A 15,778-nucleotide genomic window follows, 5' to 3' on the forward strand; every position below is an offset into this window, starting at 1 on the left:
TCAATCCCAATACTCATTTATATGGACAAACATTTACAAATATGTTTTTTAAAAATGAGAACATATTTTCTTTTTTATCAATAACGTTCTATAATAAAGGGAGAGATTATGGAATTAAGGGTGTGACAATATGTCTTTTATTCACCTACATGTATATAGTGCATATAGTTTATTAACAAGTACGGCATCTGTCCCGGATTTAATTGAAAATGCACAAAAAAAAGGCTTTTCTGCGATCGCCTTAACCGACAGAAACGTCATGTACGGAACGATTGAATTTTATAAGTTGTGTAAGAAAAATAATCTTAAACCCATCATCGGGTTAACTGTGGATGTAGAAAGTGAAAACAACAATAACGAGTCTTATCCATTGGTCTTACTCGCAGAAAATGATCATGGCTATAAAAATCTATTAAAGATATCTAGTACGGTTCAAACAAAAACGGATCAGGGGATTCCGCTCAGATGGTTGAAACATTATTCGGAAGGGCTTATAGCAATCACACCTGGACTAGAAGGTGAAATTGAGCAGTCCATCTTAAATGGTGAAGAAGAAATTGCCAGAAATATAATAAGAAAACTAGATACCATCTTCGGCAGAGACTGCTTTTTTCTAGCGATTCAAAATCATCAACTCGAACAAGAAACAACCATCAGAAATCAGTTTAACTTGATTTCAAAAGAAATGAATATCCCGCTGGCAGCGACAAATCAGGTCTATTATCTAGAAAAAGAAGATATGTTTGCCCAAGAGTGTTTGTTAGCCATAAAAAATGGCGATAAATTGCAGGACGATCACAGAGAAAAGTTGGAAAACGATCAGTTCTATTTAAAAACTGCAAGTGAAATGGTGGATCGCTTTTCTGATGTCCCGGATGCATTAGAAAATACACTCAGGATTGCAAACAGATGCGACTTTAACATTGAACTGAATAAGACTTATCTGCCAGCATTCCCAACGGAGAATGGAATGCAAGCTTCGGAGTATTTGGAATTGTTATGCAAACAGGGATTAAGCGAACGTTTTTCTGCCCCATCTCAGGAATATTTTGATCGTTTGTCCTATGAACTATCAGTTATTAAGCGAATGGAATTTAGCAACTACTTTTTAATTGTTTGGGATTTTATGAGATATGCCCGCGCGCAGGGAATTCTAACAGGTCCAGGAAGGGGCTCGGCAGCAGGATCGCTTGTTGCTTATGTTTTATACATAACTGATGTGGACCCATTAAAGCATAATCTATTGTTTGAACGATTTCTAAATCCTGAGCGAATTTCGATGCCAGATATTGATATTGATTTTCCAGATCATCGGCGCGATGAGGTGATTAATTACGTTGCGGCGAAATACGGTGAACTACATGTCGCGCAAATCGTAACATTTGGAACCCTCGCAGCAAAAGCTGCATTAAGGGATGTCGGTAAGGTATTCGGGTTAAATTCAAAGGAACTAGAACATTTATCAAGGACGATTCCGTCGCGATTAGGAATAAACCTGCAAGGAGCCTATAAGGAATCGGAACCACTTAGAAGATTTATTAAGGAAAGCCCGATGAATCAACGGCTTTTTGAAACGGCTTTAAAACTAGAAGGTCTACCGCGCCACACTTCCACCCATGCAGCTGGTGTGGTCATAAGTGAGAAGCAGCTAATTGATTTAATCCCCATTCAACGCGGGTCTAACCAGGTATATTTAACGCAATTTTCAATGGAACATCTCGAAGAAATCGGCCTTTTGAAAATGGACTTTCTAGGCTTACGGAACCTTACATTAATCGATTCAATTTTATCTTCTATCTATCGGAAAACTGGTAAGAAAGTAAACATCAACTCGATTCCATTAGAGGACACTGTGACCTTCAACCTGTTAGCAGACGGAGAAACGACAGGTATATTTCAGCTGGAATCTGAAGGGATGCGCAAAGTTCTAACCCGCTTAAAACCTTCCCGATTTGAAGATATTGTGGCAGTCAATGCCTTGTACCGTCCAGGACCAATGGAAAATATCCCACTCTTTATTGATAGAAAACACGGCGTAAAGAAAGTAGAATATCCACACCCTGATTTGGAGCCTATCCTTGAGAATACATATGGCGTCATTGTTTACCAAGAGCAAATCATGCAAATTGCTTCGAAAATGGCTGGTTTTTCACTTGGAGAAGCCGACCTTTTAAGAAGAGCGGTCGGGAAAAAGAAAAAGGAGATTCTTGATAAAGAGCGGAGTCATTTTGTCCAGGGAGCGCTAAGAAAAGGGTATGAACAAACACTAGCCAATGACATTTACGATTTAATTGTTCGTTTTGCTAATTATGGCTTTAACCGAAGCCACGCTGTTGCCTATAGTATGATTGCATACCAGTTAGCTTTTTTAAAAGCAAATTATCCGGTTTATTTTATGGCCGGCCTGCTTACATCGGCAATCGGAAATGATACGAAAATAGCTCAATACATCATGGAAACAAAACAAAAGGACATCAAGGTCCTGCCTCCATCCATCAATAATAGTGGTTACTCCTTTCAAGTAGAACAGGAAGGAATACGTTACAGCTTAGCAGCCATTAAAAGCGTAGGGGCTGCCGCCTTAAAAGAGATCTTTCAGGCAAGGAAAAAGAAAAGATTTGTAGACTTATTTGATTTTTGCATTCGGGTTTCCTCAAAAGCCATCAATCGAAAAACACTTGAGTTCCTGGTCCATTCTGGCTGCTTTGATGAATTTGGTGAGGATCGTGCCGTTCTGCTCGCTAGTTTAGATGTTGCGATGGAGCATGCACAAATATTTAAACCATCTGAAAATAACCAATTTGATTTATTTGAAGAAGAATTCATACCAAAGCCTAACTATATGCAAGTCGATCCCATAAGTCTGGAGAATAAGCTGACATTTGAAAAAGAAGCACTTGGCTTTTATTTATCGGACCATCCGGTCTCTATTTATGAAGAGCAACTCAAACATGCAGGGGCACACGCCCTTTTTGGGATCAAAAATCAAACCCAAAGGATTTCATCAGGCGTTTATATCACCTCTATGAAATCCATTCGTACCAGGAAAGGCGATTCAATGGCCTTTTTAACGGTAAGTGATGCAAGCGGCGAAATGGAAGCAGTGGCATTCCCGAATGTTTACAAAAAATATTCGCATCTATTAGGGCACGGGAAATTTTTATTGATTGAAGGGAAAATAGAAGAACGTGAAGGGAAGCAGCAATTTATCATTCAACAAGTTTCAAACTTAGAAGAGTGGTTACAAACTAAAACTGTTAAACAGTCAGTCTTATATTTGAAAATAGTTGAGGATAAACAGGATGAATCTTCCCTTCAGCAATTAAATCAGCTGCTAAAAGAACATCAAGGAACAGCAGCGGTGATCTTACACTATGAAAAAAACCGGAAAACAATTAGACTGGGGTCAGAAAATAATATCAATCCTACCCCAAAATTACTGCAATTATTAAGAAATGTGTTAGGTCCAAAAAATGTTGTTTTGAAGGAATAATTCTTTACAACTTTCGAAGATATGTTATAGTGATAATGAGACAAGTGTGGTCTGACCACCAAAAAAATAGGACTACATATAGCGGGATGTTAAATAATCTTTTGTAAAAATTTGAGGGGTGAACTATCTTGACTTTACGGGAAGAAGCATTACATATGCATCGAATTAATAAGGGGAAGTTAGAGTCGAAATCAAAAGTTTTAGTCCGAAATGCACATGATTTAAGTTTAGCTTATTCACCAGGTGTTGCAGAGCCATGCAAAGATATTTATGAGAAACCAGAATTGGTTTACGAATATACCATGAAAGGGAACATGGTTGCAGTTGTATCCGATGGCACCGCTGTTCTTGGACTTGGTAATATTGGACCTGAGGCAGCTCTCCCTGTTATGGAAGGTAAAGCAGTACTATTTAAAAGCTTTGCTGGTGTTGATGCTTTTCCCATCTGTTTGAACACAACTGATGTTGACAAAATTGTTGAAACTGTAAAATTACTTGAACCTACTTTTGGAGGCGTAAATCTTGAAGATATTGCTGCTCCAAATTGTTTCGTGATTGAGGAAAGATTAAAAAAGGAAGCAAATATTCCAATCTTTCATGATGATCAGCATGGGACAGCAATTGTTACGGTTGCAGGTCTTGTCAACGCACTTAAGCTTATCGGCAAAAAAATGACAGAAATTAAAGTGGTAGCAAACGGTGCTGGTGCAGCGGGAATTGCCATTATTAAATTGTTATATAGTTACGGTGTTAGGGACATAATTATGTGTGATACAAAAGGCGCCATCTACGAAGGGCGTCCACAGGGTATGAATACAGTTAAAGCTGAAGTAGCGAAATATACAAACCGAGATAACCTAACAGGCAGCCTTGCAGATGTAATTAAAGGTGCGGATGTTTTTATCGGAGTTTCAGTTGCAGGTGCACTTACAAAAGAAATGGTAGCATCAATGAATCCAGATTCTATTATTTTTGCTATGGCCAATCCGGACCCTGAAATTATGCCTGATGAGGCAAAAGCAGCAGGAGCAAAAGTGGTCGGAACAGGCCGTTCAGATTTTCCAAACCAAGTGAACAATGTTCTCGCATTCCCAGGAATTTTCCGTGGGGCACTCGATGTCCGTGCCACCCATATAAATGAAAAAATGAAGGTCGCGGCTGTAGAAGCTATTGCCAACTTAATCAGTCCAGATGAGCTGAATGCCGACTATGTCATTCCCGGACCTTTTGACCCGAGAGTTGCTCCAGATGTTGCAGCAGCAGTCGCAAAAGCAGCAATGGAAACCGGGGTTGCCCGCATTAAGGTTGATCCTGAAGAAATAAAGGAAAAAACAAAGAGGCTCGCTATTATTGGCAAAAGTGAGTGATACGTTAGTGGGAAACAATACTAAGGTATATTTAGAGATTGTTAAGCAGTTACGAGAAATGATTACAATCGATGGATTACAATCCGGAGATAAGATCCCATCTGAACGAGAGTTGTCGGAGCGCCTGAATTTCGGGCGCTCTTCCGTTAGAGAGGCACTTAGGGCATTAGAATTGCTTGGGTTAATTGAAACACGGAGGGGCGAAGGGACGTTTATTCGCGACTTTCGGGGCAATCATCTCGTCCAGCTTCTTAGTACATTTATTTTACAGGATGAAAAAGCGAAACGTGATGTATTTGAGACAAAGTGTTATATTGAGATGGACTGCCTAAGATTAGCCTTGCAAAAAATAGATAACAAAAATATAGTGAATTTGAACGAATGGGCAAATCAAGATAACAGCGTAAATGATGATGAGTTTTTTTATCAAATTATTGAGATCGCTGATAACCATCTTTTCTCTAGAATTTGGTCTATTTTAAAAGAGTATTACCATTCGCTTGAATCAAAAAAAATCGTCAATCCTCGTCAAGACTATCTATTACTAATTGAGGCCCTGTCTGAAAAGAATGAAGTCAAAACACTATCTGCATATTACAATCTACGGAATTTGTCTGTTTTTTAACGACAAATACTAACAGATTTTGAACCCATTTTAATTTATAGTGTAGGTTACCAAGCCCTAAGATGGGGTATTTTTATTTCAATGGTGGTCTGACCACTATGGATGTATGAAGTTTAGTATGAATAGAAAAACTTTTAAATAGTATTAATTGGAGAAACTTGCCAGAGTTATCGTAACACAAGGGAGGTTTAATTTTTGGCGCTAAAAGATCTTTTTTCAAAAAATCCTACAAAAAAGAAGAAATATGCTCAAATACCGACTGAAACTGCAAAAAATGATGTTCCTGAAGGAATTATGTCAAAGTGCCCTTCATGTAAGAAGATTATGTATACAAAAGAATTAATGAAAAATTTAAAAATATGTTTGAATTGCGGTCATCATTTTCCAATGAACTCAAAAGAACGGATTGACACTTTCATAGATGAAGGAAGTTTCGTGGAAATGAATGATAATATGATTTCAAAAAATCCATTAAACTTTCCTGACTACCTTGAAAAGCTTGAAAAAGACCGACAAAAGAGTAAATTGAACGAGGCTGTTGTCACTGGAATTGGAACAGTTAACGGTCATAAAATTGTTCTCGCCATTATGGATGCATCGTTCCGAATGGGAAGCATGGGCTCAGTTGTTGGCGAAAAAATTACGCTAGCTATTGAAAAAGCAGATGAGTTAAATGTTCCGTTTATTATTTTTACCGCATCAGGTGGAGCGAGGATGCAAGAGGGTGCCTTAAGTTTAATGCAAATGGCAAAAACAAGTGTTGCCTTAAAAAGGTTTAGTAATAATGGTGGATTAATCATTTCGATTATGACGCATCCGACAACTGGTGGTGTATCTGCGAGCTTCGCATCATTGGGAGATTTCAACCTAGCTGAACCAGGTGCGCTCATTGCATTTGCTGGACGGAGAGTTATTGAACAATCCATCCGCGAAGAATTGCCTGAGGATTTTCAAACGTCAGAGTTTCTGTTAAAACACGGTCAGTTGGATGCAATTATCGTTCGAAATGACTTAGTTGAGAAAGTCACAAACATTCTAGAAATCCATCAACCTGGAGGTGTGCTCAGATGGTAGGAGAATTAGAATTTGAACGCCCGGTCATCGAGCTGAGAAAGAAAATCACTGATTTAAAAGAGTTCACCAAAACCGCTGATGTTGACTTAAGTTCAGAAATTAGCAAATTAGAGACTAGGCTTGAAAAGCTTGAGCAGAGTATCTATGAAAACATTAAGCCTTGGGATCGGGTACAAATTGCTCGTCTTCCGAACAGGCCGACAACGCTAGATTATATTCCCTATCTGTTTGAGAATTTCTTTGAATGTCATGGCGACCGAACCTTTGCTGATGATGAGGCAATAGTGGGCGGAATTGCTAAATATAAAGGATTACCTGTAACAGTGATTGGCCATCAGCGCGGAAGAGACACGAAAGAGAATATTCGCAGAAACTTTGGAATGCCACATCCAGAAGGCTACAGAAAAGCACTTCGATTAATGAAACAAGCAGATAAATTTAATCGACCGATTATCTGTTTCATTGATACAAAGGGTGCCTATCCTGGAAAGGCAGCAGAAGAACGCGGGCAAAGTGAAGCAATTGCTCGCAATTTGTTTGAAATGGCTGGTCTTAGGGTTCCAGTGGTTTGTATAGTGATTGGTGAAGGCGGGAGTGGCGGCGCTCTTGCACTTGGAGTTGGTAATCGTATCTATATGCTGGAGAATTCAACCTACTCGGTTATTTCACCGGAGGGTGCTGCGGCAATATTATGGAAAGATGCAGCTCTGGCTAAAAATGCAGCCGAAACAATGAAAATAACCGCACCGGACTTAAAAGTACTAGGCGTCATTGACGGGATTATTCCCGAAATTAAGGGCGGTGCCCAAAGAGACGCAATCAAGCAAGCAGAAGAAATTGATAATGTACTTAAGACAGCGTTGCAGCAGCTGCTTAAGCTTTCAGAAGATGAATTAATTGCTGATCGTTACAACCGTTTCAGGACTATTGGTGAATTTGCAATTGTCAATGAATACATCGGGGTTAATTAATTTAACGTGCTCATAACGATGGGCACGTTTTTTTGTTTAATTCACAAAATGTTCACCAGAAATCCATAAAAAGTTTGTTGATGACGCTTACAAGAGTGAATAAAGCGTTTCCAGTTAATAGACTATTCTGCCTATTATAATTACTAATACCAGAAGGTTGTTATAGTTATTTCTTCATGTTATTTTATAAATATTCGAGGGTTTTAAGTAAATAATAAAAGAAGTAATTTTTAATAAGATCGTAACTTTATTTTCTCTTTCAAATGAGGATATACATATTTTTTTAAATTAAAAATTGAGGTGGTAACCATGAAAAAAATAGGAGTACTTACAAGTGGTGGAGATTCCCCAGGGATGAATCCAGCCATTCGTGCTGTGGTTCGGAAAGCAATTTATCACAATCTTGAGGTTTATGGTATTTATGGTGGTTATACGGGATTAATTTCTGGAAATATTAAAAAGCTTGAACTTGGTTCTGTTGGAGATATTATTCAGCGCGGCGGGACAATGCTCCAATCGGCACGCTGCCCAGAATTTAAAACAAAAGAAGGACAGCAAAAGGGGATCGAGCAGCTAAAAGCACATGGAATTGAAGGCCTAGTGGTTATCGGTGGAGATGGTTCTTACCGTGGGGCAAAAGCGTTAACAGAACATGGCTATCCGTGCGTTGGGGTTCCGGGTACGATTGATAATGATATTCCTGGGACAGAACTTACGATTGGGTTTGACACAGCTTTAAATACAGTTATAGATTCATTAGATAAAATTCGTGACACTGCGACTTCTCATGAAAGAACTTTTATTATTGAAGTAATGGGGCGAAACGCTGGGGACATTGCTCTTTGGGCAGGGCTTGCTGGCGGCGCAGAAACGATATTAATACCTGAAGAAGGCTATGACATGAATGATATCGTTGAAAAACTTCGAAAAGGGCAGGAACGCGGTAAAAAGCATAGTATTATTGTTGTTGCTGAAGGTGTGTGCAGTGGTGTTGAGCTTGGGAAGCAAGTTCAGGAGGCAACAAACTTTGATACGAGAGTTTCTGTCTTAGGTCATATTCAACGCGGCGGCTCACCAACTGCAGCTGACAGAGTTCTTGCAAGCAGATTAGGAGCAAGAGCAGTTGAGCTTCTTATTGAAGGGAAAGGCGGCCGAGCAGTAGGGATTGAAAAGAATCAGCTTGTAGATTATGACATTATTGAAGCGCTTGGCCGACACCATACTTTAGATCATGATCTTTACAAACTTTCTATGGAATTATCGATTTAAGGAATTATGAATTTAAGAAATGGCAAAATTGCTTTTCTAATACGGGGAGGAAAAATAAGAATGTTACGAAAAACAAAAATCGTTTGTACGATTGGTCCAGCTAGTGAGAGCGTTGAAAAATTAACACAATTAATCAATTCGGGTATGAACGTAGCTCGATTAAATTTTTCACATGGAGATTTTGCAGAACATGGTGCACGAATCCAAAATATTCGCGAAGCATCCAGACAAACTGGCAAAATCGTTGCCATCCTATTAGATACAAAAGGTCCTGAAATTCGGACAAACAACATGGAAAACGGTGCACTTGAGCTAACGGCTGGAGAAAATATTATCGTTTCCATGACCGAAGTAGAAGGAACGCTTCAAAAGTTTTCAGTTACATATCCAGGGCTAATTGAAGATGTCCATGTAGGCTCAAAGATTCTTTTAGATGATGGCTTAATTGGCTTAGAAGTAACGAATGTGGATAAATCGGCAAATGAAATCCATACCAAAATTTTAAATAGCGGTACATTGAAAAATAAAAAAGGCGTTAACGTTCCAGGTGTATCAGTGAACCTGCCTGGAATTACAGAAAAAGATACTCAAGATATTCTTTTCGGAATTGAACAAGGTGTTGATTTTATTGCTGCCTCTTTCGTTCGACGTGCAAAGGATGTTTTAGAAATCCGTCAGTTATTAGAAGAAAATAATGCTACACATATCCACATTATTCCTAAGATTGAAAACCAGGAAGGCGTCGATAACATTGACGAAATCTTAGAAATTTCTGATGGCTTAATGGTTGCTCGTGGAGATCTTGGCGTAGAAATCCCTGCTGAAGAAGTTCCACTTGTCCAAAAGATGTTAATTAAGAAATGTAATGCGCAGGGCAAACCAGTTATTACTGCGACTCAAATGCTTGATTCCATGCAGAGAAATCCTAGACCAACTCGTGCAGAAGCTAGTGATGTAGCGAATGCGATTTTTGATGGAACTGACGCAATTATGCTTTCTGGTGAAACTGCTGCTGGACAATATCCTGTTGAAGCAGTCCAAACGATGCACAATATTGCTTCCAGAGCAGAATCAGCTTTAGATCATAAAGAAATACTCTCAAGCCGCAGTAAAGATACAGAACATAATCTTACAGATGCGATTGGACAATCTGTTGCACATACTGCTTTAAATCTTGAAGTAAAATCAATTATTACCCCTACTGAAAGCGGCCATACTGCTAGAATGATTTCTAAATATCGTCCAAAAGCTTCGATCGTTGCGGTAACTTCCGTTGAACATGTATGCCGCCGTTTATCCCTTGTTTGGGGTGTTTACCCGCAATTTGGGAGAGTCGCTACCACAATAGACGAAATGTTAGATATTGCCGTTGAAGAAAGCTTAAATAGCGGTATCGTTAACCGTGGTGATTTAGTTGTCATTACAGCTGGTGTACCAGTGGGTGAAGCCGGTACAACAAACCTAATGAAAATCCATGTTGTCGGCGATATTATTACAAAAGCGCAAGGAATTGGCCGTAGGTCAGCCTTTGGGAAAGTGGTAGTTGCCCATGATGCGAAAGAAGCTTTAGAAAAAGTAAAGCAAGGTTCGATTCTTGTGACAATTGGTACGGACCGTGATATGGTGCCAGCACTTGAAAAATGTGCGGCAGTTATTACCCAAGAGGGTGGATTAACGAGCCATGCAGCAGTGGTTGGACTAAACCTAAGCATCCCAGTGGTTGTTGGGGTAGATAATGCCTTAGAATTGTTTAAAGATGGCCAAGAAATAACCGTAGATGCTACTAGTGGAGTTATCTACAACGGGCATGCTAGTGTCCTATAAAAGATAAGGAAAAAAGAAGGGGAGACCCCTTCTTTTTTTAATAACCACAAAATCATCCCCATTGATAATATAATAAGAATAAGCCGTTTGAAAGGGGACAATCAATGCGTTATTTATTTTTATTGATCATTGTAATTCCTGCTATGGATATTGGTGTTTTACTTTTTTCAGGTAAAGCTATCGGTGTTTGGCCAACCATTGCCCTAATTTTATTAACAGGAATCATTGGGGCTTATTTAGCTAAAAGAGAGGGACTCCAGACAATCAGAAGGGTGCAGGAACAACTAAGCTACGGTCAGATTCCAGGCGAAGCTCTTTTAGATGGAATTTGTATCCTAATTGGCGGAACACTTTTATTAACGCCAGGATTTATCACTGATGTTACTGGGTTCCTATTTCTTTTCCCGCCAACCAGAAAGCCCATAAAATTTCTAATCCTCAAAGCGTGGCGAAGACGGATTAATAAAGGAAATATTAAAATCATAAAATAAGAAAAGTCAGCATCCAATTGGGGCTGACTTTTCTTATTAAGAAGTCTCAAACCTCTTTTCCTTTAATAAAAACCCATAAATCATGAAAAACATTCGCACGATACAAGGTGCTAATAATGACAAGGGTGACGGGGCCAACAATTAATCCTAAAAGACCAATCAATTTAAAACCGACAAATAACGCAATCAGTGTGGCTAATGGATCAAGTCCAATATTAGAAGAAAGGATTTTGGGCTCCATGACTTGCCGTTGAACGATGACAACAATATAAAGAACCCCTAAGCCAATGGCAAGACCTGTATTGCCTCCAATCGCCACATAAATAATCCATGGGACAAAAACAGCACCCGTACCCAGGTAAGGAATAACATCCACTATTCCTGTTACTAAAGCGATAGTTATCGCGTAATCAACACGAAGAATAAGTAGGCCAATTAGAATAATAACCGTGGTAATCGATACCAGTGTTAATTGGGCTTTAATAAAACCAAACAGCGCCTTTTTTAAATCAACAAAAACTGACCGGCTGCTTGTTTTTGCTTTCTCAGGTAAGAGTCTCCCGCCCAATGTCGATAAACGGTACCAATCCTTACTGATAAAAAAAGTAGCCAATAAGGAAAAGATTAATACGGTTGCAGCATTTGGAAGCCAAGCGATGATATTTGGAATTATACCAAAAAGATTCTGAATAAAATTGCCAACGGTTGAGCCAATTCTCGTCCCAACATTCTGTATATTACCAATAATCGTATCCTGCTGCCCTGATTCAAGTTTATTAAACACACTTGTTAATTGATCATATATCGGAAGAATTTGAGCAGTAAAATATTTCTCTATATATTCAATTAACGTATCTAGATGATCGGGGACTACCGTAGACAAATAATTTGCACCAGAGACAATCTCGGCTATTAGTAGTGTAATTAAACCTGCAAATAAGGCAAAAATAATAATAAGTGCAATAAAAACAGCTAATACACGAGGCATTCTAGCCTTTTTTTCAAAAATATCTACAAGTGGATTAATCATAAACGCAATAATTAGTCCAATTAAAAATGGATAGGTAACTTTTGACAGAAAGTAAAAAGAGTAAAGCGCCAAAACAATAGCACCTATTACAATTAAGAATCGTATTGTCCGGTATAAGTACTTTAGATTCAAAGACAAACCTCCTTTATATGTATGTTTGGTAGTTCTAGTTTAACATTTTATGAAATAAACTGCATAACTTTTCCAGATAAATATAATAGTCTTAAAAATATTACGAACATTTTATTTGAAGGATTCGCAAGGAGATTGAACAGAAACTTATTGTAATCATTAATTTCATGCTTTAGCAGGTATTATGTTACGATAATTTGGATATGGGATGGTGAGAACATGCTAAATGAGTCATTTTTATTTTTACTGTTATTGCTCGTTATTGGTTTTATTGCGAAAAACAGTTCCTTACTGGTTGCCATTGCAGTGCTCATTACCTTAAAGGTAGTAGGATTGGATACAAAGGCATTCTCATTTATACAGTCCAAAGGTATTAATTGGGGTGTCACAATTATTACAATTGCGGTATTAGTCCCGATTGCAAGTGGAGAAATTGGTTTTAAAGACTTAACAGGGGCATTTAAATCATCATATGCTTGGATTGCCCTGATCTCGGGCATGATTGTCGCTATGCTGGCAAAAGGAGGGGTTAAGTTACTAGCAGATGATCCACAGATTACAACAGCACTAGTTCTTGGCACTATTTTATCTGTGTCAATTTTTAAAGGGGTCGCAGTTGGCCCTCTAATTGGAGCTGGAATTGCCTATACAGCAATGAGAATTTTTAGTTTTTTTACCTAGATTTTTTGTAAAATAATATTTTTTTGCATTTTTCGGTTCCTTTTCATTCACAAAAATCTGATAATTGTTTATAATAGGCTTGTAAGCGTATCCTTTTTTTACATAAACCACATAGATATGCTGAATTGTTTATAAATCAATTTGTGCCTCTAAAAGGAATCTCATTTTAACTATTTGCTTTTTACCCGAGCAATCGCTCAGTCAATTTAAAGGATGAAATAAGGGGAATAATTTTTAAAAAGGTATGGGGAAAATTAGAATGTGAAGGAGAGATATACTATGACAGTAACACGCGGTTTAGAAGGGGTTGTGGCAACAACTTCCTCAATCAGTTCAATTATTGATGACACGCTAACATATGTTGGCTATGACATTGATGATCTAGCTGTGAATGCTAGTTTTGAAGAGGTAATTTATTTATTATGGCACTTAAAGCTGCCAAATGCAGAGCAGTTAACAGAATTGAAAAAACAACTTTCTGAGAATGCAGCACTTCCACAGGAAGTAATTGAGCATTTTAAAATGTACCCAATCCAAAAGGTCCACCCAATGGCAGCCCTTCGTTCAGCCGTTTCCCTTTTAGGTCTATATGATGAAGAAGCTGATTTAATGGACACAGAATCAAATTACCGAAAAGCAATTCGCCTTCAAGCAAAAATGCCAGCCATTGTTGCAACATTTGCACGTGTTAGAAAAGGACTTGAGCCAATTCCTCCTAAAAAGGAATTAAGCTTTGCAGCGAATTTCTTATACATGTTAACTGGCAAGGAACCAGAACCAATTGCTGAAGAAGCAATAAATAAAGCGCTCGTATTACATGCGGACCATGAATTGAATGCATCTACATTCACAGCACGTGTTTGTGTAGCTACGTTATCAGATGTTTATTCTGGAGTAACTGCCGCAATTGGAGCCCTAAAAGGACCACTTCACGGTGGGGCAAATGAAGCTGTAATGAAAATGCTAAAAGAAATTGGCACGCTTGAAAATGTAGAGCCATTCGTCCGTGGTAAACTTGAGAAGAAAGAAAAAATCATGGGCTTTGGCCACCGTGTATATCGACAAGGTGACCCACGTGCCAAGCACTTAAGAGCAATGTCTAAAAAGTTAACTGAACTAACGGGCGAACCACACTGGTATGATATGTCTGAAAAAATTGAAAGCATTGTCACAGGTGAAAAGAATTTGCCACCTAACGTGGATTTCTATTCAGCCTCTGTTTATCACAGTTTAGGGATTGATCATGACTTAATGACACCAATCTTTGCTGTCAGCAGGGTATCAGGATGGCTTGCACATATTCTTGAACAATATGAGAACAACCGGTTAATTCGACCGCGTGCAGATTATATTGGTCCTGGAATGCAAAAATATGTTCCAATCGAGCAACGAGGCTAATATTTTACTTTTGTTAGAATAATTGGTCTAATAGATATGTATGAAAAGGTTAGAGACTAACCTCTCTAACCTTTGATAAGACAAAGGGTGTAAGTTTTTTAGTTTTCTTTTACATAATAGGAGGGAGAATCAACTATGTCAGGCGAAAAAATCACGGTTACAAACGGAGTATTAAATGTACCAAATAATCCAATCATCCCATTTATTGAAGGTGACGGTATCGGTCCAGATATTTGGGCAGCTTCCGAGCGAGTTTTAAATGCAGCAGTTGAAAAAGCCTATAAAGGCGAGCGTAAATTGATTTGGAAAGAAGTTTTAGCTGGAGAAAAGGCATTTAACAAAACAGGTGAATGGCTTCCAAGTGAAACGCTTGACGTGATCAGAGAGTATTTAATTGCCATTAAAGGTCCATTAACTACTCCTGTTGGCGGAGGAATTCGTTCATTAAATGTTGCTCTTAGACAAGAATTAGATTTGTTTGTCTGCTTACGTCCAGTTAGATGGTTCGAAGGTGTTCCTTCCCCTGTTAAGCGCCCACAAGATACGGATATGGTTATTTTCCGTGAAAACACTGAAGATATTTATGCGGGTATTGAATATGAAAAAGGTACTGAAGCAGTTAAAAAGGTTATTGACTTCCTACAAAACGAAATGGGTGTTAAGAAAATCAGATTCCCTGAAACTTCAGGTATCGGTATTAAACCAGTTTCGGAAGAAGGAACAAGCCGTCTAGTACGTGCAGCGATCAATTATGCTATTAAAGAAGGCCGTAAATCCGTTACACTCGTGCATAAAGGAAATATCATGAAATTCACTGAAGGCGCGTTTAAAAACTGGGGTTATGAACTTGCTGAGAAGGAATTCGGCGACAAAGTATTTACATGGTTACAGTATGACCGCATTAAAGCGGAACAAGGTTCTGAAGCTGCTAATAAGGCTCAGACTGATGCAGAAGCTTCAGGCAAAATCATCGTAAAAGATGCTATTGCTGATATCTTCTTACAGCAAATCCTTACACGTCCACGTGAGTTTGATGTGGTTGCAACAATGAACTTGAACGGAGATTTCATTTCTGATGCACTTGCAGCGCAAGTAGGCGGTATTGGTATTGCACCAGGCGCCAACATCAACTATGAAACAGGACATGCAATTTTTGAAGCAACACATGGTACTGCACCTAAGTATGCGGGTCTTGATAAAGTAAACCCTTCTTCTGTCATTTTATCAGGTGTGTTATTACTTGAGCACTTAGGCTGGAATGAAGCGGCTACAATGGTTATTAAATCTGTTGAAAAAACAATTGCTTCTAAAGTTGTAACTTATGATTTTGCTCGTTTAATGGACGGAGCAACTGAAGTAAAAACTTCTGAATTCGGTGACGAGCTAATTAAGAACATGGAATAAGAAGGGAAAGTAAAGAGCA

12 protein-coding genes are annotated in these 15,778 nt (G+C 38.5%); 11 read left to right on the top strand and 1 reads right to left on the bottom strand.

Annotated features, from left to right (window positions below; all coding sequences use genetic code 11):
* Positions 1–130: 130 nt before the first annotated feature.
* The 8 genes from dnaE to QF028_RS03230 all read left to right on the top strand — a co-directional run bounded on the left by dnaE (position 131) and on the right by QF028_RS03230 (position 11,114).
* On the top strand, positions 131–3,493 hold the full coding sequence (gene dnaE / locus QF028_RS03195) for a DNA polymerase III subunit alpha (RefSeq protein WP_429464075.1): 3,363 nt from the start codon (positions 131–133) through the stop codon (positions 3,491–3,493).
* A gap of 128 nt (positions 3,494–3,621) precedes the next feature.
* Positions 3,622–4,860 (top strand): NAD(P)-dependent malic enzyme, encoded by a 1,239-nt coding sequence (locus QF028_RS03200; RefSeq protein ID WP_429464077.1) that lies wholly within the window; start codon positions 3,622–3,624, stop codon positions 4,858–4,860.
* Complete coding sequence (locus tag QF028_RS03205) at positions 4,844–5,485, top strand: FadR/GntR family transcriptional regulator (RefSeq protein WP_429464078.1); 642 nt, start codon at positions 4,844–4,846, stop codon at positions 5,483–5,485. The genes QF028_RS03200 and QF028_RS03205 overlap by 17 nt, the downstream gene beginning before the upstream one ends.
* A 195-nt stretch (positions 5,486–5,680) precedes the next feature.
* Positions 5,681–6,559 carry an acetyl-CoA carboxylase, carboxyltransferase subunit beta gene (gene accD / locus QF028_RS03210; RefSeq protein ID WP_429464080.1) on the top strand — a complete coding sequence of 293 codons (879 nt, stop codon included), beginning with the start codon at positions 5,681–5,683 and terminating at the stop codon, positions 6,557–6,559.
* The gene (gene accA / locus QF028_RS03215; protein WP_410884021.1) at positions 6,553–7,530 is read left to right on the top strand and encodes an acetyl-CoA carboxylase carboxyl transferase subunit alpha; all 978 of its coding nucleotides are present in this window, start codon (positions 6,553–6,555) and stop codon (positions 7,528–7,530) included. The genes accD and accA overlap by 7 nt, the downstream gene beginning before the upstream one ends.
* Before the next feature lie 309 nt (positions 7,531–7,839).
* Positions 7,840–8,799 (top strand): 6-phosphofructokinase, encoded by a 960-nt coding sequence (pfkA, locus tag QF028_RS03220; protein ID WP_215001047.1) that lies wholly within the window; start codon positions 7,840–7,842, stop codon positions 8,797–8,799.
* A 60-nt stretch (positions 8,800–8,859) separates the two neighbouring features.
* On the top strand, positions 8,860–10,623 hold the full coding sequence (pyk, locus tag QF028_RS03225; protein ID WP_215011047.1) for a pyruvate kinase: 1,764 nt from the start codon (positions 8,860–8,862) through the stop codon (positions 10,621–10,623).
* A gap of 104 nt (positions 10,624–10,727) precedes the next feature.
* Complete coding sequence (locus tag QF028_RS03230; protein ID WP_214731903.1) at positions 10,728–11,114, top strand: FxsA family protein; 387 nt, start codon at positions 10,728–10,730, stop codon at positions 11,112–11,114.
* Positions 11,115–11,160: 46 nt separating this feature from the next.
* Here QF028_RS03230 and ytvI read toward each other — a convergent pair whose 3' ends face one another.
* Entirely contained in the window at positions 11,161–12,276 is a 1,116-nt protein-coding gene (gene ytvI, locus QF028_RS03235) for a sporulation integral membrane protein YtvI (RefSeq protein WP_429464082.1), read from the bottom strand.
* 219 nt (positions 12,277–12,495) lie between these two features.
* On the opposite strand from ytvI, the gene QF028_RS03240 reads away from it, so the two are divergent.
* The 3 genes from QF028_RS03240 (at position 12,496) to icd (ending at position 15,759) form a co-directional block, all read left to right on the top strand.
* Complete coding sequence (locus tag QF028_RS03240) at positions 12,496–12,957, top strand: DUF441 domain-containing protein (RefSeq protein WP_215001041.1); 462 nt, start codon at positions 12,496–12,498, stop codon at positions 12,955–12,957.
* A gap of 279 nt (positions 12,958–13,236) precedes the next feature.
* Complete coding sequence (gene citZ / locus QF028_RS03245) at positions 13,237–14,355, top strand: citrate synthase (RefSeq protein ID WP_215001039.1); 1,119 nt, start codon at positions 13,237–13,239, stop codon at positions 14,353–14,355.
* Positions 14,356–14,490: 135 nt separating this feature from the next.
* Positions 14,491–15,759 carry an NADP-dependent isocitrate dehydrogenase gene (gene icd / locus QF028_RS03250; RefSeq protein ID WP_215001037.1) on the top strand — a complete coding sequence of 423 codons (1,269 nt, stop codon included), beginning with the start codon at positions 14,491–14,493 and terminating at the stop codon, positions 15,757–15,759.
* Positions 15,760–15,778 lie beyond the last annotated feature (19 nt).

It is taken from the genome of Neobacillus sp. B4I6 (assembly GCF_050434045.1).
GTDB lineage: Bacteria > Bacillota > Bacilli > Bacillales > Cytobacillaceae > Neobacillus.